The organism is Ochrobactrum sp. EDr1-4, assembly GCF_049199085.1.
GTDB lineage: Bacteria > Pseudomonadota > Alphaproteobacteria > Rhizobiales > Rhizobiaceae > Brucella.
The window spans coordinates 94,852-116,854 of the sequence record NZ_JBLZOF010000010.1 but is presented as its reverse complement, the minus strand read 5'-3'; the positions used below and the strand labels follow the sequence as shown (position 1 = coordinate 116,854).

Sequence of the window (22,003 nt, the reverse complement as noted above, 5' to 3'; positions counted from 1 at the left end):
GCATGTCTGCGCCAGTCTTTCATGTTTGGAGTGCATCTCTGGATGCGCTCTAGTCCTGCCAGCTCATGCGGTTGAGGAAGAGGCTTTCATTGGCTGTCGGCTTCCACTCAAGCTGCTTTGCCGCGCCATAAATAATTGCGGCCTGATAAAGCGGCACAAGCGGTACGTCTTCCGCAACGAAACTGCTGACAGTCTTATAGTTTTCAAGGCGGGTCTTTTCGTCGAGTGTGCCGCGTGCGGCTTCCAGCGCCTTGTTGATTTCAGGATTGTTTGTTGACGACCAGGAGCTGGACGAATGCAGAAGCGGGAAGAGCACGCCATCGGCATCCTGACAGGCACAAGACCAGCGTCCAAACGCAATGGCGGGCTGGCTTGCTGGCTCGCTTTGCGCGCGCTTGAGATACGTCGCCATATCTGTGGTTTCGATATTAACCGTCAGCCCCGTTTCACCCACCATTTGGGCGACGGCCTGTACGATGCGCTGATCGAATGTGGGTGCGGTTGCGAAGCTAACGGCCTTACCAGTGGCGCCAGCATCTTTGATCAGCTGCTTTGCCTTTTCGAGGTCATAATCATATCCCTCAATGCCTTCGACGTAACCAAAATGCGATGGCGTCACCATTTGCGCGACAGGCTTATCGACCCCACCCAGCAGACCTTCGGTAATGGCTTCCTTGTCGATGGCGCGGGCTACAGCTTCGCGGACGCGCTTATCATCAAAAGGCGGCAGGTTCGGGTTAAGTTTTACATAGCCAACACGCTCGGTCAGAACGGATAAAGGCTTGGCATTGGCCGAACCTTCAATCTGGGTTGCAAGATCAGCATCGAGGCCAACAGCCAGATCAGTGGTACCAGATTGCAGATTGGCGATGCGGGTCGCGGCATCAGGAACTGCGCGGAATTCAGCGGTTTTGAAAGCGCCTTTTTCGCCCCAGTAATCGTCATTGCGTTCAAGTGCTACGGATACACCGCGTTGCCAGTTTACAAACTTATAAGGACCAGAACCAACAGGCGCTGCATTGAAGGCATCGTCGCCTTTTGCCTCAACGACTTTCTCAGGGACGATTGACAGCTTTACAAGCTGTGCAAGCAATGCCGGGTAAGCACCATCCGTTTTCACGATCACTTCATGATCGCCGGAGGCTTCAGCCGATACAATTTTGTTGAACTGACCGAGCTGCGGGCTGGCGAAAGCAGGATTGATGATGCGGTTGATGCTGAAGGCAACGTCTTTAGCAGTTAGCGGCGAGCCGTCATGAAACTTAACATCGTCGCGCAATTTAAAGACGATCTCATTATCGGAATTGTATTTCCATTCGGTCGCAATCTGCGGTGCAATCTCGCCTTCGTCTGTGCGGGTAACCAGATTGTCAAAAATGTTGCGGTAAACGTAGTAGCTGTCCGGGTTCCACTGCTTATGTGGATCAAGCGAGGAGGGTTCGTTCACGAGATCAATAACCAGCTGATCCTTTGCAAAGGCTGTGGTCATGGTCAGTGGTGAACAGGCCAGAATGAGGCCTGCAATGGCGGAACGGATCGAACGGCTCGCTACTTTCATATCTATAATGCCCCTGGTTTCTCTAAGTTTGCTTCTGAACGTGTTTGTTTTTCAGTTTTGCTTTTGCCTGCATCGCGGCGGACAGGTTTCGTGCCGACCATAGCTTCGGATTCAAGAAAGCGGTCGAGCAGATAGGTTTCGAGCGCCGTGTTGGCAGCACCAAATAATTCCAGAGCCTCGCTCTTGCGGCCCTCAATAATCGCGCTGATCAGCAGCGAACGGTTGGCAGGGATCAGTCTGACACGCCCCGTTTTCTCAAAGAAGTTAACCAGCCTTACGGCGCGGTCCCAAAGATCGGTCAGCCAGCCCGACACAATCGGCATATTGAGACGCGTAGCCAGCAGCTCCAATATTTCGCGCTCATAGCGGCGGATTGTCGGAAGAATGTCGCCTCCAAGTTCATTGCGCTGCGTGAGTGCAGAATGCATTTCACCAAGCGCGGTCAGCCGTTGGATAGAAGCTTCATCAAGTACAGCTGCAAAAAGCAAAGGTTCCAGGTGCCGTCTTGCTGCACTCAACTCGCGGATTTCTCCTGCAGAAATTGGCGTAACAACCCAACCGCTTCGCGCTGAAGATGAAACAAGCCCGCTTGCTTTAAGGCGCGCAAGTGCTGCACGTAAAGCACCGCGTCCAAGGGCAAATTCATTTGCAAGTGCGGATTCCGACAGCCGCTCTCCCGGTGCCAGAACGCAATTCACAATTGCACTTCGGAGTGCCTTTTCTGCCAGGTCTCCCTTGCCTTCCAGCGAAACAGGAGACGTGTAGACATCATTATCCAACATTTATAACTGACCTCTCAGTTGCGTATTTTGAAATCTCTTTCGGCCAAAGAAAAGAACGTATTTTCCATTCCCAATCGCTGAAGTGAAGAATTTATCTCCATATCGCGCTCAAGAGGAAACAAGAGCATGTTGCCTCTACAGTTCCTATAAATCAACTGTTTCTCTTTCAGGTGTGAAAATGAAATGACATTTTTCAATTGAGCTAAGATTTAGAATGTCCACCAGTTGCGTCGATTTTTATAAGGTGACACTATTCAATATTAATATTGCAAATATAAAAACTGAGATGTCAAAAATCCAGTCTGATTTGCATAATGCCGCATTGAACCGAAAAATCGGGGAACCTATTGGAGATATGTTGATGCGCTTTAGAAACGCACTCTTTGCAGCAATGCTGGCAGCAACGACGCTTGCCGCTCAACCGTACAACGCCAATGCCAAAGATGTGCTGTCGGTGGATTTCATTGCTGAACCCAGCTCACTTGATCCACATGTGCAGTGGAATACTGATAGCTTTAACGTCTACCGCAACATTTTTGACAATCTGCTGACGCGTGACGACAAGGGCGAGATCACGCCGCAGATCGCTACTGAATGGAAATATCTCTCTGATGCAGAGATCGAGTTTAAAATCCGCGATGATGTGAAATTCCATGACGGTAAGCCACTGACGGCTGAAGATGTCGCGTTCAGCATCAAACGTATTATCGATCCTGCTTTCGCAAGCCCGCAGATTGGTCAGTTCAATCAGATCACTGACGCCGTTGCCAAGGATAACACCACCGTTGTTGTGACGACGAAGGGTCCATATCCAGTTCTGCTTGCTCAGTTCACCAAGCTTTCCATCGTGCCGAAGCATGTCGTTGAGGCTGTCAGTAAAGATGAGTTCAACATCAAGCCGATTGGCTCAGGTCCATATAAGCTTGAGAGCTGGAACCGTGGCGTCGAAGTTCTGCTTGATCGCAACGATGATTATTGGGGCAAAAAAGGCGAGTTTCCGAAAGTTGCATTCCGTGCAGTGCCGGATGGCTCAACGCGTATCGCCAACTTGCAGGCGGGAACAACCGACCTTGCAAGCAATCTCGACAATGATCTTGCAGCTCAGTTAGAAGCTTCGGGACAGGGCAAGGTTTTGCCGGTTCGCGGCGAGCGCATTGCGTTCTTCTCGCTCAATATCAACAAAGCGCCGCTTGATGATCCGCGCATTCGTCTGGCAGTTGCCCATGCTATTGATAAGCAAGGTATCGTCGAAGGTATTCTGGGCGGCTACGATGCACCGATTGACGAACTGACCTCGCCGGTATCTTTTGGCTTTGTCGAAGGCATCAAAGCACCAGAATATAATCCTGAAAAGGCGAAAGAGCTTGTGGCTGAAGTCGGCGACGCTGCCAAAACAGAGATTACACTGCTTACCACGCCAACCTACGATCAGCGCGTCGTGCAGGCAATTCAGCAGATGCTCAATGATGTCGGCCTTAATGTGAAAATTGTCACGACTGATATGGGCAACTGGATGCAGCAGATGCAATCCGGCTCCGACACTATCCCTTCGGCAGCTTTTGGACGCTGGAGCTGCGGCTGTCAGGACGCCGATGGCACGCTCTATCCGCTTCTGCACTCTTCGAGCAGTTGGTCAACAATCAAGGATGATCGTCTGGACAAGGCGCTGGATGAGGCGCGAACCGTGATCAACCCGGAACGTCGTCTTGAACTCTACAAGTCGGTGCACGAGATTGTCGCTGCCGAAAATTACATCATCCCGCTCTATCAGGCTTCGGTGCTTTATGGCGCGGCCAAGAATGCAGAATTTACGCCTTTGCCAAACGAGAACCTCTTTCTCAATCGTGTTGGCTGGTCAGAAAAATAAGCCAAATCGCACAACAAAAGCCGGGCTGGTAACCAGTCCGGCTTTTGCCGTTTCCAAGTTTTCTGGCAGGAAAAACTACAGTGATTACAATCCTTGAAAATGCCAATGTTGTCGATGTTGAAAGCGGAGCTATTCACGCTGATCAAAATCTTGTTCTGGAAAATGGCTTTATCCGTGAAATCGACACCGGCAAGCTTTCGCAAGCTGATGCAAACCGTATTGATCTCAAAGGTGCTTTTGTTATTCCGGGACTGATCGACGCCCATGTCCATGCCACTGCATACACCGCTAACCTTGGCGAGCTTCCGCGCCAGTCTCCTATGTATGTCGCAGCGCGTGCAGCAAAGGTACTTGATGGAATGCTCTCGCGTGGTTTTACGACTGTACGCGATGTTGGTGGTGCGGATTTTGGTCTTGCACAGTCGGTCGAAGAAGGACTGATTTCAGGGCCGCGGCTTCTTTATGGCGGTAAGGCGCTTTCGGCCAGTGGTGGTCATGGCGATCACCGCGCTATGGGTGTGGATCGGACGGATGAAACCTATGCGCAGGTGAGTCTTGGCCGACGTTGTGACGGTGTTGACGAGGTTCGTCGCGCTGCGCGCGATGAGATCAGGCGCGGCGCACACCACATCAAGATCATGGCCAATGGTGGTATCTCTTCGCCAACCGACCGCATCACGTCGGATCAATTCTCTGAAGATGAAATTGCAGCGATCGTGGATGAGGCCAATATGGCTGATCTCTATGTCGTCTCGCATACCTATACTGCACGCTCGGTTGCGCGTGCAGTGCGCAATGGCGTCCGCTCAATTGAGCATGGCAATTTGCTCGATGAAGAGACTGTCGCGCTGATGAAGCGGGCAGGGAGTTTTCTCACACCAACGCTTTCATGCTTCCGTGCGCTGGCTGAAGTGGGAGCTGAAAGCGGTTTTCCCAAAGATCGGATGGACAAGATTAAGCTGGTGCTAGACTCCGGTCTTTATGCGGTAGAGCTTGCCTATCGTGCGGGTGTTCCCATGGCATATGGCACCGATTTGATCGGACCAATGCATTCTCGCCAATTGCATGAATTTGCACTGCGAGCGGATGTTGTTCCACCACTCGATCTGCTGCGCGCAGCAACAATTACGGCGGCAAAATTGGTGCGTCTTGAGAATGAAATCGGCTTAGTCAAAGAAAACTACCGGGCCGATCTCAATATCCTCTCAGCCAATCCACTTGATAAAGGCACTCTGGAAAACTTTGCTGATCACCTGCGAATTGTCATCAAAGGCGGCAAGGTCGTCAAAGACTATTCATCATAAAGACTGAAATGCGATCTCGCATTCTTCTGCGACTTGACGGTCCCATTCACTTTTGTCGAGTGATGCCAGCGGAAGAATGCGGGTTGCACGCTTGGTAAACGGAAACTTGGTAGCATCCGTTGAAGCATAGCCCCCGCTATCAACGACAAAGACGCCTTGCTCTGCCAATGGCGTAAATGATGTGCGGAAATGGTTGCTCGATTTAACGTGGATAATCGCCTTGCTTTCAAGGCTTATCCCAAGGTTGCGAAAAGCTTGTGTGTCATAAGCCTGAATACGCTCTGTAACGAGCACGATATGACCATGGTCGCCAATCCGAAGGACCGCACCCAAACCACCCTCTAATAACTCCCCATGCAAGTTGGCACCTTCATTGCGATAACGAACGTCGGTTATGCGCTCTACAAATGCATCAACGACAAATGGGGATCCATTTTGGAGGCGTCCCATCGCAATCGCACCGCGATTGCCTTCGCCAATTGCCTGCGCTGCCAAAACAGCCTCGCCATCGACCATAAAACCCGCTGCAAAGGGCAAGTCCTGTGCCGAAAGACTTGCAAAAATATCAGCAACATTGGCAACGCCGCCCGAACCGGGATTATCACCCGCATCGCCAATCACGAGACGTCCCTTTGCGGCACGCGCATAGATCTCAGTTGCGACTTCTTCGAATGAAGGTGCTGGCTTTGTAATCGCTTCCCGGTTTTCCCATATTACTTCTGCCATGTCGCGATAGGCCTGTTTCATGGCGTCAGCGTCAGTTCCGGTTATAAGCACCGAACTACCGACTTCATCAGAGTCCACATAGGGGAATCCCCCCATAACGACCACATCGGCGAGACCAGCGCGTTGCTCAATTTCATCAGACAGCGCAACCAGACCTTTAAACGGTTCTGCATCGCTTGTTTGTGCGCTCATGGGAGCAGCCACTGGCAGACGAAAGCGCCGGGTTTTTCCGCTCGTTGGATCAAGTGCGAGCTGCATGAGCTTCTTGCCGCGCGCATGCGTATCAGCATGTGGATATAATTTGCCGCCAATAATCACATCCACCACATGAGGAAGCAGTGGCTCAACATTGGCATGAAAATCGAGTGGAACAGCGATGCGAACATCTGGCCCGACGATTGCGCGGACTTTTCGTGCAAGATCGGTTTCGGGTGTAGCAACACCGTCAACCACCAAAGCACCATGCAGCAAGAGCGCCACAATATCCACCGGGCCAGCCGCAACAATATCTCCAAGTGATTGAATGATCTCTGAAACCAGCTGGTGATAGCTTTCTGTTTCTAATGTACCACCCGGCAGGCATCCTGTGCAGACGCCGTAGGCAATGTCATATCCAGATTCATCGAGTGCTTCAGTGACACCACCAAGCCAGTTACTCGTTGATCCAAATTCACGCCTGACGTCTTCGCCGCGAAAATATTGTGCAGACAGAAACCCTTCGTAATTTGCCCAAACCGGAGTGAACGCATTGGCTTCGTGAAAGAGCTGAATAACGGCAGCGCGAGGCATGAATGTTCCTTCGATTGTCTGATCTGGCTGTTTGCAACGGAAATTACGCTGCCACGGTCATTTTACTGATGCCATAAATGCGATCCACGATGAGCAGTGTAATGATTGCCATAAACAGTTGTAGTGTGCTGAGCGCTGCAATTGTTGGATCAAACTGGTGTTCAAGATAGCTCAACATTACGACTGGTAGGGTGTTTGTTTGAGCACTTGCGAAAAAGTAGCTGACTGGCAGATTGTCAAACGATGTCAGGAATGAGAACAGCGACCCCGCCATCACTCCGGGGCGGATTAATGGCAGTGTTACGTGCCAGAAAACCTGTAAAGGATTGGCACCGAGAATTGCAGCCGCCTCTTCAAAGCGCCGTGGCAGATTTCCATAAACACCGGCGACCGTTCGCACTACATAGGGCAGACAAACCACAGTGTGGGTGATGAGCAGAGCTGTGAATGAAATACCAAGTCCAAGCCAGCTCATGAAAAACAGTGAAGCGAAGCCGATGACGATCATCGGCATCGATAAAGGGGATAGCAGGAAAGTCATGATAGCATTGGCCCATCCGGCACGGGATCTTGCAAGATAGAGACATGCCGGAATGCCGATCAGGCTGGAAAGCACAGTTGCGCCCAGACCGATTTTAAGACTTACGATTATCGCATCTACAAAAGGCTGATAGGCAAAGATATTTGCAAACCATTTCAGCGACCAGCCGGGGATTGGGAACGAGACATAGCCCGCTGACGTGAAGGATACTACGACGACAACGAGAATAGGTGCTAGCATGAAAATGAAGAACGCGATTACGAAAGTGGTGAGGGCAATTCCGGCCCAGTCTTTATGAAGAGTCTTCAATAGATCAGGCTCCCCGTTGTCGCACGAGGCGGAGTTGCAGGAAGAGACAAGCAATAGCTATCACCAGCAGGATTGTACTCATTGCACTGGCCATGCCAAAATCCCGTGTCGTGTTGAACTGCTGATAGATCATCAGTGGCAAGGTTTGCAGACCGCCACCCAGCATTACCAGTGTCACGAAGCTGCCATTGGCGATCATGAATACCAGAATTGCACCAGTGCCGATACCGTCGAGGGAAAGCGGCAAGGTTATTTCCCAGAATGTACGCAGCCGACCTGCACCCAGAATTTTGGCGGATTCCTCCAGCCGGCGATCAATCCCTTGCAGAACAGTGCTGATAGATAGAACCATGAATGGGACAAGCACATGCACCAAAGCGGCTATAGTGATTTCAGGCGAGTTGGTGAAACGCAACGGTGCTGAAATGATACCAAGCTGGTCTACCAGCAGGTTATTGATAAGACCGCGACGAGCAAACAGAACCTGCCAGCCGAATGTACGCATAATAATCGATGTCAGAAGAGGTGCGATCAGCAAAAATACGATGAGGCTGGCCCATCGGCCAGCTTTGCGCACCAGAAAATAAGCAACAGGATAGCCAATCACCACACATATCAGCGTCACGCCGCCGGAAAGCAAAAGTGTTTCGCCGATAATGCGCAGGTAAAATGGGTCGCTTAGTAGCTTGATATAGCGAGTGAACGTCAAGTCACCTTCAGCATCAACAAAGCTGCGGATGCTGTTGTCAAAAAGCGGAAGTACAAAAAAGACTAGCAGAAACGCCAAAACGGGCAGCGCAAGGAGCCAGCCCGGTAAGGCGAGCCCCTTTGCTACTACAGTCTCGGATGGTTTCGTCTGGTTCATATTTCTACTCCGAGAACGCCAAGGCACAGGCTTACTGACCGATTTCACGGTTCCAGCGATCAACCCATTCATTGCGAACTTCTGCGATCTGCTCGTAAGGTGGGAAAGCTGTTTTCTGCCATGGAGTGATGCGAGGCTTCAGTTTTTCGCTATAAACCACGTCAATATTGGTCACACCGTAATTCATAATGTCGGCAAACTTGGTCTGGTTTGCGGCATCAAGAACTTCGTTGATATAGTCCCATGCCAGTGGGTTGGCATTTTTCGGCTTCTGCACGGCAAGTCCATTGAGCGATCCGCCTTCTGCCGGATTGATGAAGTCAATCCAGGTTGCGCCAGCATCATAATGGTTCCAGGTGCGACCATCGAAATAAATGCCAATATCGGCCTCGCCGGAGGACAAGTGGTTGAAAAAGTCGTTGGGGCTTGCCCAATAGATGAGATTATCTTTCATCTTCTCAACAGCTTTGAAGAATGGATCGACATTCTCCACACCACCGCCCAGAGCCTTGGCCATTGCCCAGATGAGCATGATAGGGGTGACTGCATAGCTGATTGATGGAACCGAAGCGACAAATTCACCGCTGGCGACGCGATCAACAAATTCAGCGAATGATTTTGGAGGGTTTTTCACCCTATCTTTGTTGTAAGTGATGCCAGCGACGCCATAGTCAAACAGTGTTCCTTTGCTCTCAACCGAGTTAGTCAACTCCTGTGGAATTTTTGCCAGATTGGGCAGTTTGTCGAGTGTGAACTCATCGACCAAACCAGCTTTGGCGGCAGTGAGAGCGAGATCCGGAGTCATGATCAGCACATCAAGCGGGGGCTTCTGCGGCGCTGCTTCGATTTGCGCCAGCCATTGCGGCGGGCCACCGAGCGCGACATTTGCTTTTGCACCCGATTTGGCTTCAAATGGCGCAACAAAACAACTGCGGATGGCCTCTTCCCATACGCCGCCAAAAGCAGTGACTGTAATTTCTTGTGCGCTCTGCGCATGGGCAAAGCGAGGCAGATTGCCGGTGGCGAGGCCCAGACCCAGCATAGCGCCGGAGCCGAGAAAGTTGCGTCTTGTCAAAATAGGCATTTCGGTTCTCCGATCAGAATATGTCAGATATTTTCGAGTAAATTTTCAACTTCTGCTGCGAGCTTTGCTTTGGCCGCAGACGCAGCATTTTGGGTCGCATTGATGCGCGGGAAACCATCCGGCAATTGCTCGAGCACGGTCTGGAAAACTTGGGTGCGACGGCGCTGTCGCACGGTCGCCGGGAGTGCAATTAACGCGTGGTTGAGCTGACCCATCAAAGATGGTTCAAAGACTTCATCCCATCTTTGGCGCTCTGGTCCGCGACCGTCAGTGGGCGCTGCTTTAGATAGCGTTGTGCGGTGCTGAGCGGTTGCGGCGTCATCAATCTGGCCGTCCCTGATAACGATGCCATAGAAGGTGAGGGCTGCTTCAGCTGAAATAAAACCGTCTTTTACATCACGCATGACAGCCGCAGGTGATCGTTCAAACGGATTGCCCCAACCGCCAGCGCCGGGCGTCAGAAATGTTACTGTATCGCCTGTGTTAACTGTCAAAACATCGATTTTGCCAAGCTTTTGTTCGTCCGGCTTGCCGCGATTTACGATCAGTTGGCCGGGTAGTCCCGCCTGTCCGCCATAAGCGCCCCATGGTCGGAACAGCAGACGCTCCATGCCACGGCCCAGTACATTGCTATCATCGGTCAGGATGCGGAAAGTTAGTTCCATACCACATCCGCCGCGCCATTTACCGGTACCACCTGAATCCGGGCGCAGCGCATAGCGCAGGATTTCGATGCCGAGTTCGGCCTCAACTGTTTCAACGGGATTGTTGGCGAGGTTTGAGATGCCGCTATCGCGACCATCCACGCCGTCGTGCCCGTTGCGCGCGCCTGTGCCGCCGATCATTGGTTCAATAACCTGAACGCGACGACCGCCTTTGCCATCGGGCTCTGCCATAACCACCGGGATCACTGTGCCTGACGATGCGGAGGGCATTACGTTGGGCAAGGCTTGACCAAAAGCACCGTTGAGTACGTCGTTGACACGAATGGCGGCTGCGTGGCGAACACCGGTAGCGGCAGGTTCCTGCGGATTAACAAGCGTTCCTTCAGGTGCCGTGATGCGCACCGGATCAAGCAGTCCGACATTGAGCGGAACAGTTGCGTCAAGCGTGTTGACCAGTGCCAGCACACGAAGCGTGAGCCATGCATGAGGTCTGCCGCGTGATGGAATATTCATCGCAGTTGCGACCTGTGGATCAGTTCCCGTGAAATCGAGATGGACTTTTCCATCTTCAAAAGTAACGTTTAGTGCAATCCGAACTGGTAACTTTCCGGCAGCATCATCGTCGAGATAATCTGAGAAGGCATAAGTCCCTGCGGGTACCTTGCGCAGGACCGCATGTGCCTTCTCGGATGCATAAGTAACAAGGTCCGTGCTTGCGGTCGCGACCGCATCCACGCCATGTTGCGCGATTGCCTGTTCAAAGCGGCGACGACCGGCGCTAAGCGCTGCAAGCATTGCACGAATATCGCCCATATTGGCTTCTGGTGTACGGCTGTTTGCATCAAGGAAAAGCTTAACTTCCGGCGATATTTCACCGCGCTTCATCAGCTTGACGGGCGGGATGCGCAAACCTTCCTGAAAGATTTCCGTATTGACCGGAGAGATGCTTGACGGCACACGGCCGCCGACATCTGAGCAATGCACAAAGCACCAACCATAGGCGACAATACGGCCCTCATGGAAATAGGGTTCGATCATGTGCAGATCAGGCAAATGGGTTGCAAGACCTTCGGAACGATAAGGATCGTTGGTCAGAATGACATCACCCGGCTCCAGCGGTCCAACGGCATTGATCGTTGGTCCGCATTCAAGTCCCACAAACCCGGAAACGCCTATTGAGCGCGGATAGGCAAAAAAACGCCCGTCAAGTCCTGCCAGCGCACAGGCAAAATCAGCCGTTTCTTTAACATAGAGAGTGCGGCCAGTACGCTGTAACGTCAGGCACATCTCTTCGCTGATGGCTGCAAGCTTATTGCCGAGAATGGCAAGTGTGACCGGATCGAGTTTCATTTGGTCAGCCTTTCAAGATGCAGATTTCCGGACGTATCGCAGCGTGCGATCCAGTCAGGCAGCAAGATCGTGGTTGTGTCATCCTGTTCAATAATGGCGGGACCACTTATCTGGTCGCCAGCGCCAAGTGCATTGCGGCTGAAAATCGCTGCATCAAGCCATGCGCCCTTGTGAAAAAGCGGGCGGGAGGCATTGGGTTTTGGGTCACCTGTACCTGTTGCAATTTCCGGCGCGCTAAGCTCAGGCGTAATACCAATGACCGCAAGTCGTGCGGTGCCAAGTTCCACTTCTGCCTGCGTATCTCGGAAGCCGTAAATGCGCTCATGTTCGCGGTGGAATGCCTCGGCAATAGATTCTGCATCAGTGGAAACTGCGTTGAGTGCTACACGAAGTTCATAGGCCTGACCGACGTAACGCATATCTGCGGCCTTGTCTAAATGCCGTCCGCTGCTCTGTTCGCCTTCTTCATCAAGCCATTTGCTGCCTTCGGCTTGAAGTGTGGCAAATGTTTCGCCAAGCAAAGCAGCACTTTCATTATCAAGTGAGCGGCGCAGGCTGCGCACAAAATCACGACGCAGATCGGCTGCAGCAGCACCCAGGGCACAAAAGGTACCTGCTGCTGGCGGGATGATAATATGAGAGATGCCCACTTCTTCAGCCAGCAGATTGGCATGTGTCGGCCCGGCGCCGCCAAATGGCACCAGAGCAAAGCTTGCCGGATCAAGGCCGCGCGAAGCAAGTGTTTTGTAGAGTTCAGTTGCCATGCCTGCCGTGGTTACTGCGAGCGCTCCTTCTGCGGCTTTCGCCGCTGCTTCGTCGCCGTTAAAACCGATGCGATGGCCAACACGTGCCAAGGCTTCCTGCGCGGCCTGACTATCAAGCTGCATACGACCGCCGAGAAAGCCCATTGGATCGATATAGCCTAGCGTCAGATAGCAATCGGTGACTGCGGGTTCGGTACCGCCGCGACCGTAAGAAACAGGTCCCGGCATGGCCCCTGCGCTACGCGGCCCTACTTTCAGGACGCCATGATCATCGACCCAGACAATTGAGCCGCCGCCTGCGCCAATTGCTGAAACATCGACAACTGGAAGCACCAGAGGAAGTCCACCAATGTCGGTTTTCGTTGCCAGTTGTGCGGCGCCATCCTGCGCCACCGCAATATCGGAGGAGGTGCCTCCCATGTCGAATGTGATAATCGAACTGACTTGCGCAGCATTGGCAAGCCGCGCAGCAGCCATAACACCCGAAGCAGGTCCGGAAAGAATTGTCTCGACCGGGCGTTCTTGTGCCGATGCAAGGCTGAGCGAACCGCCATTGGATGCTGTCACCAATATAGGCGCAGTCACGCCATCGCGGGCCAGACCCTCTTTCAGGCCATCAAAATAGTGGCCCATAAGCGGTTGAATATAGGCGTTAAGACAGGCGACAAGCGTGCGTTCATACTCACGGATTTCTGGCCAGATTGCTGCAGCAGAGGTGACAGAAAGTCCTCCGGCTTTCTTGGAGATTTTCTCAGAAAGTTCGCGTTCGATTGCTGGATTGGTATAGCCGTTGATTAGCACCAGTGCTGCGGCCTCAACGTCAAGCGTATTCAACTTTTTTGCAATGTCACTGATAGCAGCTTCATCTGCGAATTGTGTGACTTCACCCTGAGCCGATAGTCTCGCACCAATTTCAATGATGCGATGCCGGGGCACCAGCGGCTCTTCTTTTCTGGCATGAAAATCAAAGGAGGAGGGCATTCGGCTGCGCGCGATTTCCAGAATGTCGCGATAGCCTTCACTGACAATCAGCGCGATTTTGGCGCCACGACGCTGAATGATTGCGTTCAGGCCAATTGTCGTGCCGTGCATCAGCGTGCCGATATCATTAGCCTGAAGTTCGGCTTTTTGCAGAAGCGCCTGCAATCCGACAATCAGCGCCCTTGACGGATCATCGGGTGTTGATGGTTCTTTGTAATGTATCAGTTTTTTTCTGTCGGGATCGAACAGAACAAAATCGGTGAATGTTCCGCCCACATCAATGCCGATACGTGCGCCGTTCTTCTGCATAGTCTGGTCTTCCAATTATTCTGGCACTACGACGACCGCATCCTGCGGTTTCCAGCCAAGCGTAATGTCTTGATTCAGATGATAGGCCAGTTCACCGAGATTGCTTTCAGCCTGTCTGTAGATAACGATTTCGCGGCGCAACGCCGGGATATCGACCTGATACGCAGCATAATTCCCTCGGAAAACTGCGCCAACAACGCGACCCTCAAGCAGTCCTTCGTCCTTATTCAGCGGAACAATACGTTCAGGGCGGATCGATAGGATCACTGACGCCCCAGCAGGCTGAGGAGCGGCAAGCGGAATGCTAACTTTACTCTGGCCATTTGATAAAAGCAGCGCAGTACCATCTTGCGATGTCGTGCCTTCGAATATGTTTGAAGCACCAAGAAACTCCGCGACAAAACGGCTCCGCGGTCGGTCATAAATGTCTCCCGGCGTACCGAGCTGGAGAATTCGACCGCTTTTCATAACTGCGACCTGATCTGCCATAGACAGCGCTTCTTCCTGATCGTGCGTGACCAGCAAAGTGGTGATGCCAAGACGCGCCTGCATCGCGCGAATTTCAAACTGCATGCTTTCGCGCAAAGATTTGTCGAGTGCGCTTAGTGGTTCATCAAGCAAAAGAACCTTTGGGTTGACAACAAGGGATCGAGCGAGCGCTACACGTTGCTGCTGACCACCAGAGAGTTGCGAGGGGTAGGTATCACCACGCCCCGACAGCTGGATGAGGTCAAGCATTGATTTGATGCGCTCATCATGTGCAGCACGACCAATCCCCTGCATCTTCAGACCAAATCCTATATTCTCGGCGACCGTTCGATGGGGAAAGAGGCTATAGTTTTGAAAGACCATGCCGAGTTGGCGGCGATGCGGTGGAAGGGTCGTTACATCGGCATTTCCGATGCGGATAGATCCTGAATCTGCGCGCTCAAAACCGGCTACCATACGCAAGGTGGTGGTTTTTCCGCATCCTGATGGCCCAAGCAGTGAAACAAGTTTGCCCGCTTCAATCGTCAGATCAAGATTATCGACGGCGATAGCTGAGCCGTACCGTTTGGTAACAGCTTGCAGCACCAGTGGACTAGCTCCATTCTCAGCATGATAATTCATAAGGGCATCTCGCGATCTGCCCTCTCACCCAAACCAAAAACCATATGCATTTCCAGAAATTGCATTATATTGTAGCGCTACAATCAATCTTTAAGCGGTTTTGGTCAAGGATGTATTTTCTTATGAACTTCAATTCAATAGTATATAAAACCTTGAAAACAGGTTTTTGTGGTAATAATTTGTGCCTTAATCATGAATAATCTGGTTCATAGTAAAATTCTCATAACGATGCAGTCGGTCGCAAAAGCCGCTGGTGTGTCACCTATGACTGTATCAAATTCGTTCCGATATCCTGAGCGGGTGTTGGAAGAAACGCGCCTTCGCGTTTTTCAGGTGGCAGCTGAACTTGGTTATGTCCCCAATCATTCAGCGGGTATTTTGTCATCAGGACAAAGCCGTGTGATTGGAGCTGTTATTCCTTCGATGAAGAATTCGAGCTTCTATAAATATGTACGCGGTATGCAGGATCGTGCAACGGAGAGCGGTTATGAATTGATCTTGAAACTTGCGGAAACCAAAGAAGACGAAACTGCCGCAATTCAGACGTTCATCGGGTTACGTGTTGCTGGTATTGCGCTGGTCGGCAACCAGCATTCGCAAGAGGCAATAGATCTCATCAACAAAACCCAAACACCTGTTGTTGAAAGTTGGGTAACTCAAGATCCGCTAGATATGGCGGTTGGTTATTCGATGACTGATGCAACGCGGTCGATGACGCGGCTTTTAATAGAGCGAGGCTGTCAGCGTATCGGGTTTGTTGGATATGGTAGCACATCTGCCCGACGGTATAGCGACCGACTACCAGCCTTTACAGAAACTGTTGTGGTGGCAGGTTTAGAAAGCCATCGCGTTTGTGTTGTAGATGAAGCTGATGGGTTTGGCGCTGGTCCGAAAGCCTTGGAGGCACTGCGTCTCATTGATCCTGATATTGATGGGGTGATCTGCCCAACGGATATCGTTGCGGCGGGCGTAATTTTTGAGTGTACGCGTCTTGGCTGGAAAGTTCCTGATCGTCTGGCGGTAACAGGATGGGGGGACTATGAAATCGCTTCAGAAATCACACCAGGTCTTTCGACTATTCAACCCAATGCCTATGAGATGGGCGAGAGAAGTATGGAACTCATCATCCATCGTGTTTCGGGACCAGGTGTAAGCAATTCCATCATCGATATCGGGTATGATGTGGTGAAAAGAGAAAGCGCCTAAACTGCTATTTAAAAATATGTGGGGGTGGGTGTTTGCGGGTCTCAGCAAACACCACTACGAGACCATTAAACCCGCGCTTGTCCTTCAATCCAATAACCGATTGCATCAATCCGCTTTTTGTCGAAGCCAAGCGTATCGCGGAAATGCTTGCGGCAATCCGATACCGCGCGTGCTTCACCGGCGATATAAATATAACCCGGACCATCCGGCAGGTGATCGATAGCCTGTGCAATGCGTGGCAGTTCAGTATAGCCCGGACGTTCAGCTTTCAGACCATGGCAGACATGCCAGTGAATGCTGGCATTGGCCTGTGTCGTCAATTCTTGCCTGTCTTCATCAAGCGGCACTTCTACATGCACAACTGCCTGAAAACCCTCTGGCAGTTCCTCCAGAACACGGCCAACAGCAGGCAGAGCGGTAATGTCAGTCAGCATCAATATCCAGCTGCTGCCCTTGGGAATCCATAACCGGCCTTCCGGGTTACAAATGCCAACCACATCGCCAATTTTTGCAGACATCGCCCAGCCTGCTGCGACCCCGCCCTCATGCACAACAATATCAATCGTCATCTCGCAGCGTGAAGCATCCCAGCGGCGGATCGTATAAGGACGGTTCGGGCAATGCTTCGAGCCATCAGGTCTGCCCCACTTGCCGTCTTCCATCAGAACCGGCAGCGTAACCGGTGTATCTGCATCAGGCCGTAGCGCAAGACGCACCCATTCATCCGCATGGCCCGATGGGATCAGGCGTTCTCCGCCTATGATCTTTAGAACAACCCGGATCATCGATGGCGATAGTTGTTCAACGTCTATCGCTTCACCCAGAAAATAATCTTCCACATAGGGATCGTGATGATGACCATCATCTTCATCATGGTGGTGATCATGATCGTCTGAGTGGGCATCGTGATTATGTGTGTCGTCATGCATCATTATTGCTGCTCCGCTTTGCGTGCAGCCTCAGCCAGATGCGGCACAAATTTAGAAAACCCGTAAGGAATCGAAAGAACACTCAATGCCGATGTAGACCAGACCGAAACCGGATCTTCAAGTGGAACATAAGAGCCTCGCTTCACAGCGTTCAGCGCTGTAAACAAAGGTTGGGCTTCGGCAGCCTCTCGTGCTCCATCCCTATACCACATGATAAGTATATCGGCGTCGATACTACCGATATTCTCAAGGCTTACAGAGGTTGAAAAATCACCTTTGTGCGTTTGGCCTAGAACCTCAACACCATCTGGAATTTTCAGACCCAGTTCCGTTAGCGCCTGCACACGTGGGTCAGCAGGAAGATAAACCACCACACTGTTGCTGCCGGCAAAATAGGTGCCGAAAATGAAGCTCTTGCCCTTCAGATCGGGATGCTGCCCACCGAGTTCTTGTAAATACTTGTTCGTTTGATCAATGAGTTGCGCTGCCAATTCGGTCTGGCCGAGCGCTTCACCTGTTAATGTCGTCTGCTCTCGCCAATCGGCCTGCCACGGACCGGAGCGATAAACGACAGTCGGTGCAATTGCAGAAAGCCGCTTATATGCAACTGCGTCAATGCCGGAATAGATGCCAAGGATAAGATCAGGTTTTAATGCTGCGACGGCTTCAAAGTCCAACGGTCCGGCATGGATGAAGACTGGCTTTTCGTTACCAAGTTTAATTTCATTCCAAGGGGAAACACCACTTTCAAACAGGCCATAATGCATCATCGCGATTGGTACTTTGCCCAATGCGAGCACCGCATCTTCACCACTCCAGCCAAGTGTTATAATGCGCTGTGGATCAGAAGGGATTTCAGTCGTGCCAAGAGCATGATTGACAGTGCGCGGATGATTGGGTTCTACCGCGAAAGCTGGACTAAGCGACAGTCCGACAAGAAGCAGTAAAACACCTATAAAGCGTGAAAATGTAGTTCTCAAATTCACCACCTGTCTTCGTTTTGCAGCCCAAAAACCGGGTTTCTCAGGCTGCAAAACGATATCATCATTTTCAAGTTACGCTATGCTCGCTTACACAGTGTGTTAGCAGTACATTTTAGAATTTGCCACTTAGAGATACAGTAAAGCTGCGTGGTTCCCCATAAAAATTCCCCGTCGAGCTGGAGCCAACTGTCGAATAATATTTCTTATCGAAAATATTGTTGACGTTGAGTGCTATATTCAAGTCTGGCCTTATTTCGTAGTCGATACGCGTACTCCAGACTGAGTATCCCGACTGGGTAAATTCAAACGGTACTGAGGCACCATCCCACTTACCGCTATCGGGATTGTAGGTTACAGCACTACCACGAACGAATGTTTTGCTCTGTGCAACCACTCCACCACCAAGGGTTAATCCCTCCAGCTTGCCTGGCAGTTTATAGGTCGACCACAGCTTAAACATATGTTTCGGTGTAATGGTGCTGTATGAACGGTTTTGATCTTTGTCAGAATTCTGGTTGTACGTATAACCTGCGGAAAGCTGTAGTCCTGACAGAACTTCGCCGGAGATCTCGGCCTCAAATCCTTCACTGACAACTTTGCCCTGATTGAGATAGCAGCAGATAAATGCGCCATAGCTCAATGGGTAGTCTGGGTTCTCAACTGCGGCACCAGTTTGTTCGATGCGATAAAGTGCAAAGGATGTGTTTGCTAGACCACCAAGGATTTCGCCCTTGATACCCAACTCATAATTCTTGGCTTCTACGGCATCAAGTGGTGTTCCCGGCAGAGGGCCAGCACGATACATATATTGCGGTTTGTATGTTTCCGCATAGCTACCATAGGCTGTCCAGTTGTCCATGACGTCGTAAGTCAACCCAACGTAAGGCGTGAAAACATTTTTCTCTTTGAGATGGCGTAAACCCTGCACATAGCCGGTTCCGTTCGTTTCCCAAGATTCACTCTTATATGAATAGTTCGATAGCCTGCCGCCAGCTATCAAGTGCAAACCGTCGACGATGCCGAACCGTCCCATTCCGTAGAATGACTGTTTTTCCGTCGTGTAATAGCTATCCTTGAGTGGAGAGGCTGGCAGGTTCTCATCTGGGAATACTGGATTAAATACATCCATTGGGTAGCCAAGATACCCAGTATATTGCTCAGAATCAGCTTTGCCGCGCTGATAGTCCGTACCGAACAGGAGTGTGTGCTCCTGACCAAATGCCTCGACATTGCCTTTGATATTAATATCGGCGGCTATGCGGTTCATGATATTGGTTTCAGGAAAACTATAGAGATAGCCTCCGGCACCCGTCGCAGCATCAACGCCACCAAATACATAAGCTCCGCTGTGATCACGCTTCATACGTGAATAGAGAACATTGGCGTTCACAGCCCAGTTCTCATTAAAATTATGCTCAAGCCGTGTGTAAAGTTCGGTTGAGGTATCGTGCGTGTAGGACCAGTCAGGGATAAGCGATGTTTTGCGCGACAGATCAAGGTCAGCGCCATTGCTATAGCGGGGAAGGCCCGCAAAATCGGGCTTTCCATCTGTCTTTTTATAGCTGCCGCCCAAGATCAAAAGTGTATCAGGCGTGAGGTCAAATTCGAGAGAACCATGAACCAGACCATTTCGCATTTTTGCGGTTTCGTAGAAATATTTTTGATCTTGATATGCGACCCCGACACGGCCCCGGATAGTGCCATCTTCATTTAAAGCGCCGGTGGTATCTGCCTCAACGCGATAATTGTTCCAGCTCCCGGCACTCGTTGAAAACGTTGTCTGCTTTTCGGCCTTGGCACGCTTGCGGACGAGATTAACTGTACCGCCTGGATCACCAGTGCTGGAATAGAGACCATCAATTCCACGCAGAAACTCAACATGATCATACTGCGCCATATCAATGCCGCTGATCGATCCAAATCCGTTTAGAACAGTGTCCATCGCGGCACCACCGTAGATACGGATATTGCCAACCTGAAAACCGCGTGAGTAAAAATTGGTATCGTTGCCCAGCGATGATCCCGCTGAACTGCTGGCTCGTTGCAGGGTGAGGCCATTGGTTTTGCTCAGCACATCGCTCAGCGAGGTGAGGTTTTGGTCCTCAATCTGCTTGCGCGTAATGACGCTGACTGACTGCGGTGTTTCACGCAGGCTTTCGATACCTTTCAGCATCCCCGCTTCTGATGTCGTATATGAATTGCTGCCTTCTGTAAGCCCTGACGCGCCTGCACCTGCTGCAATCGTAATGGTATCCAGCAAAAGAGTGCCATCGGCTGCGCTGGAATTAATTGCTGATCGGGCAGGATCAACCAAGGCTGCGGACCCCGGCGCTCCAATGCGGATTGCAAGCCCGGTGCCAGCCACAAGTCGCTGTAACGCAGCCGCTGGTGTCAGCGGACCACTGACGCCTTGCGATTGTTTTCCGCGGACCAGTTCTGACGAGTAGCTGATTTGCCAACCGGTTTGACTGATGAATTTGTTAATCGCGGATGACAGAGGCTGCGGAGCAATTTCAAAACTGCGGGATTGTTGTATGTCACCAGAAGCTTGTCCGGTTTGTGCGTGAGCTGGCCCCATTGTGCTCATAGAAACTAAACTGACCACTGTTGATGCCATCAGCAATGTAGTTGATAGCCGTCTTGAACCGGGTCGGTTAGAGTTTCGTGACAAACAAGAATGTTCCCGCCATATTGACATTTCAATACCCTCTTAATGCTTACAGTGGGCGTTCGCAGATCGTCGAACACCGCTCTCAAAGGGTTTGACGCAGCAGACAACGAGAACCAGAAAAAAAACTTGAGAATTTAGCGAAGAATTATAATGCCGCCGGGAATGCGGGTCATAGAAACACCTGCCGCATCAGCAAGCGTTCGCACCGCACCCTCAATATTATCAAGGCGATAGTTACCCGTCACGATCAAACGGTTGATACGGTCGTCAGTAACAAAAATCTTGCCCGAATAATAACGTTTAAGCTCGCTGAGGACGGCTGAGAGTGCCACGTCTGTAAAAATCATGCGGCCATCACGCCAAGCCAGTGCTTGCTCTGCATCAATGGGTTTGATTGCGGAGAGTGAATCTGACGTCAATGTGATTGTTTCGCCCGGTCTTAAAAGAGCCATTGCGCCTTGCTCGCAATCACAACGAACTTCAACTTCTCCTCGCTCCAATACCACATCGACGTGGTTTGTCGCCTCTTTCACGGAGAAGGCTGTGCCCTTTACTTCAACGCTGCCAAAAGCGCTCTTAACCCGAAAAGGGTGCTCTGGATCGTGTTTAACGTCAAAGAAAGCTTCACCTTTCAAAACAGAGACGAAGCGTTTTCCATTCTCAAAGTCAAATTTGATTGCAGAACCGGTGTTGAGTAAAACCGATGATCCATCCGGTAAATTCTGTTGCTGGATCTCGCCGGTAGCAGTCATGTAGTCAGCTTCCATCCAAAGCATCATGTCTGGAAGACGCATGGCACCGACAGCTGTAACTGCGGCAAGCGATGCGGCGATGGCAATATTTCTGAAGCTAAACCATGGTTGCCGCCGTTTTGATCTTACACTTGTCTGCGGCAAGGTTTCGACTGCGGCCTGAAACACTTTCGAGCCCCACAGATTCTCTATATTGCGAAACTCGATAATATGACTTGGAGACACATTCAGCCATGCTTCAAAAGCATTTTGCAGCTGTTCATCCTGCGGCCGGTCGTTGAGCTTCAGAAACCAATTCAAAGCTTCGTCGACAACCGCGTCGTCATGAGCGTAAGTCTCACCTGAAGCCTTATTCTTGTCAGTATCGCGACGTTCCACTCAGGCCATCCCATAGTCAGTGCAGCAGCACTCTTTATACATTTGACGCCTGACACTGTTGTAACCGGCAAAATGATTGG

The 22,003-nt window shown here is 51.1% G+C and carries 16 protein-coding genes; 3 read left to right on the top strand and 13 right to left on the bottom strand.

Going from position 1 to position 22,003, the window contains the following annotated elements; all coding sequences use genetic code 11:
• Positions 1–49: 49 nt before the first annotated feature.
• Both ACOZHT_RS21410 and ACOZHT_RS21405 read right to left on the bottom strand, forming a co-directional pair.
• On the bottom strand, positions 50–1,558 hold the full coding sequence (locus ACOZHT_RS21410; protein ID WP_421566527.1) for an ABC transporter substrate-binding protein: 1,509 nt from the start codon (positions 1,556–1,558) through the stop codon (positions 50–52).
• 2 nt (positions 1,559–1,560) lie between these two features.
• The gene (locus ACOZHT_RS21405) at positions 1,561–2,340 is read right to left on the bottom strand and encodes a GntR family transcriptional regulator (protein ID WP_339512106.1); all 780 of its coding nucleotides are present in this window, start codon (positions 2,338–2,340) and stop codon (positions 1,561–1,563) included.
• A gap of 361 nt (positions 2,341–2,701) precedes the next feature.
• On the opposite strand from ACOZHT_RS21405, the gene ACOZHT_RS21400 reads away from it, so the two are divergent.
• Together ACOZHT_RS21400 and ACOZHT_RS21395 are read left to right on the top strand one after the other, a co-directional pair.
• Positions 2,702–4,207: an ABC transporter substrate-binding protein gene (locus ACOZHT_RS21400; RefSeq protein WP_339512108.1), complete on the top strand. Its 1,506-nt coding sequence runs from the start codon at positions 2,702–2,704 to the stop codon at positions 4,205–4,207.
• Between the two features lie 80 nt (positions 4,208–4,287).
• Positions 4,288–5,511 (top strand): metal-dependent hydrolase family protein, encoded by a 1,224-nt coding sequence (locus ACOZHT_RS21395; RefSeq protein WP_339512110.1) that lies wholly within the window; start codon positions 4,288–4,290, stop codon positions 5,509–5,511.
• On the opposite strand, the gene ACOZHT_RS21390 is transcribed toward ACOZHT_RS21395, so the two are convergent.
• Genes ACOZHT_RS21390 through ACOZHT_RS21360 form a run of 7 tightly spaced genes read right to left on the bottom strand, consistent with a single transcriptional unit; the run spans position 5,506 to position 15,004 of the window.
• Entirely contained in the window at positions 5,506–7,026 is a 1,521-nt protein-coding gene (locus ACOZHT_RS21390; RefSeq protein WP_339512112.1) for a M81 family metallopeptidase, read from the bottom strand. The genes ACOZHT_RS21395 and ACOZHT_RS21390 overlap by 6 nt on opposite strands.
• A 43-nt stretch (positions 7,027–7,069) precedes the next feature.
• Positions 7,070–7,876, bottom strand: a complete 807-nt coding sequence (locus tag ACOZHT_RS21385) for an ABC transporter permease (protein ID WP_339512114.1) — start codon at positions 7,874–7,876, stop codon at positions 7,070–7,072.
• A gap of 4 nt (positions 7,877–7,880) precedes the next feature.
• Positions 7,881–8,741 (bottom strand): ABC transporter permease, encoded by an 861-nt coding sequence (locus ACOZHT_RS21380; RefSeq protein WP_339512116.1) that lies wholly within the window; start codon positions 8,739–8,741, stop codon positions 7,881–7,883.
• Positions 8,742–8,772: 31 nt separating this feature from the next.
• Positions 8,773–9,825, bottom strand: a complete 1,053-nt coding sequence (locus tag ACOZHT_RS21375; RefSeq protein WP_339512118.1) for an extracellular solute-binding protein — start codon at positions 9,823–9,825, stop codon at positions 8,773–8,775.
• Positions 9,826–9,848: 23 nt separating this feature from the next.
• The gene (locus tag ACOZHT_RS21370) at positions 9,849–11,840 is read right to left on the bottom strand and encodes a hydantoinase B/oxoprolinase family protein (RefSeq protein WP_421566526.1); all 1,992 of its coding nucleotides are present in this window, start codon (positions 11,838–11,840) and stop codon (positions 9,849–9,851) included.
• Complete coding sequence (locus ACOZHT_RS21365) at positions 11,837–13,894, bottom strand: hydantoinase/oxoprolinase family protein (RefSeq protein ID WP_339512122.1); 2,058 nt, start codon at positions 13,892–13,894, stop codon at positions 11,837–11,839. The genes ACOZHT_RS21370 and ACOZHT_RS21365 overlap by 4 nt, the downstream gene beginning before the upstream one ends.
• 15 nt (positions 13,895–13,909) lie before the next feature.
• The gene (locus ACOZHT_RS21360) at positions 13,910–15,004 is read right to left on the bottom strand and encodes an ABC transporter ATP-binding protein (protein ID WP_339512124.1); all 1,095 of its coding nucleotides are present in this window, start codon (positions 15,002–15,004) and stop codon (positions 13,910–13,912) included.
• Between the two features lie 192 nt (positions 15,005–15,196).
• On the opposite strand from ACOZHT_RS21360, the gene ACOZHT_RS21355 reads away from it, so the two are divergent.
• Positions 15,197–16,210, top strand: coding sequence for a LacI family DNA-binding transcriptional regulator (locus tag ACOZHT_RS21355; protein ID WP_421566525.1), 1,014 nt, complete (start codon positions 15,197–15,199; stop codon positions 16,208–16,210).
• A 65-nt stretch (positions 16,211–16,275) separates the two neighbouring features.
• Here ACOZHT_RS21355 and ACOZHT_RS21350 read toward each other — a convergent pair whose 3' ends face one another.
• The 4 genes from ACOZHT_RS21350 to ACOZHT_RS21335 form a co-directional block, all read right to left on the bottom strand.
• Entirely contained in the window at positions 16,276–17,142 is an 867-nt protein-coding gene (locus ACOZHT_RS21350; RefSeq protein WP_421566524.1) for a siderophore-interacting protein, read from the bottom strand.
• Entirely contained in the window at positions 17,142–18,119 is a 978-nt protein-coding gene (locus tag ACOZHT_RS21345; protein WP_339512128.1) for an iron-siderophore ABC transporter substrate-binding protein, read from the bottom strand. The genes ACOZHT_RS21350 and ACOZHT_RS21345 overlap by 1 nt, the downstream gene beginning before the upstream one ends.
• Before the next feature lie 115 nt (positions 18,120–18,234).
• Complete coding sequence (locus tag ACOZHT_RS21340; protein WP_421566523.1) at positions 18,235–20,700, bottom strand: TonB-dependent siderophore receptor; 2,466 nt, start codon at positions 20,698–20,700, stop codon at positions 18,235–18,237.
• Between the two features lie 227 nt (positions 20,701–20,927).
• Entirely contained in the window at positions 20,928–21,923 is a 996-nt protein-coding gene (locus tag ACOZHT_RS21335; protein WP_339512132.1) for a FecR family protein, read from the bottom strand.
• Positions 21,924–22,003 lie beyond the last annotated feature (80 nt).

Coding starts and splice junctions, on each gene's coding strand:
- ACOZHT_RS21410 (WP_421566527.1), bottom strand. CDS start 1,558: ATGAAAGTAGCGAGCCGTTCGATCCGTTCCGCCATTGCAGGCCTCATT.
- ACOZHT_RS21405 (WP_339512106.1), bottom strand. CDS start 2,340: ATGTTGGATAATGATGTCTACACGTCTCCTGTTTCGCTGGAAGGCAAG.
- ACOZHT_RS21400 (WP_339512108.1), top strand. CDS start 2,702: ATGCGCTTTAGAAACGCACTCTTTGCAGCAATGCTGGCAGCAACGACG.
- ACOZHT_RS21390 (WP_339512112.1), bottom strand. CDS start 7,026: ATGCCTCGCGCTGCCGTTATTCAGCTCTTTCACGAAGCCAATGCGTTC.
- ACOZHT_RS21380 (WP_339512116.1), bottom strand. CDS start 8,741: ATGAACCAGACGAAACCATCCGAGACTGTAGTAGCAAAGGGGCTCGCC.
- ACOZHT_RS21375 (WP_339512118.1), bottom strand. CDS start 9,825: ATGCCTATTTTGACAAGACGCAACTTTCTCGGCTCCGGCGCTATGCTG.
- ACOZHT_RS21370 (WP_421566526.1), bottom strand. CDS start 11,840: ATGAAACTCGATCCGGTCACACTTGCCATTCTCGGCAATAAGCTTGCA.
- ACOZHT_RS21365 (WP_339512122.1), bottom strand. CDS start 13,894: ATGCAGAAGAACGGCGCACGTATCGGCATTGATGTGGGCGGAACATTC.
- ACOZHT_RS21360 (WP_339512124.1), bottom strand. CDS start 15,004: ATGAATTATCATGCTGAGAATGGAGCTAGTCCACTGGTGCTGCAAGCT.
- ACOZHT_RS21355 (WP_421566525.1), top strand. CDS start 15,197: ATGAATAATCTGGTTCATAGTAAAATTCTCATAACGATGCAGTCGGTC.
- ACOZHT_RS21350 (WP_421566524.1), bottom strand. CDS start 17,142: ATGATGCATGACGACACACATAATCACGATGCCCACTCAGACGATCAT.
- ACOZHT_RS21340 (WP_421566523.1), bottom strand. CDS start 20,700: ATGGGGCCAGCTCACGCACAAACCGGACAAGCTTCTGGTGACATACAA.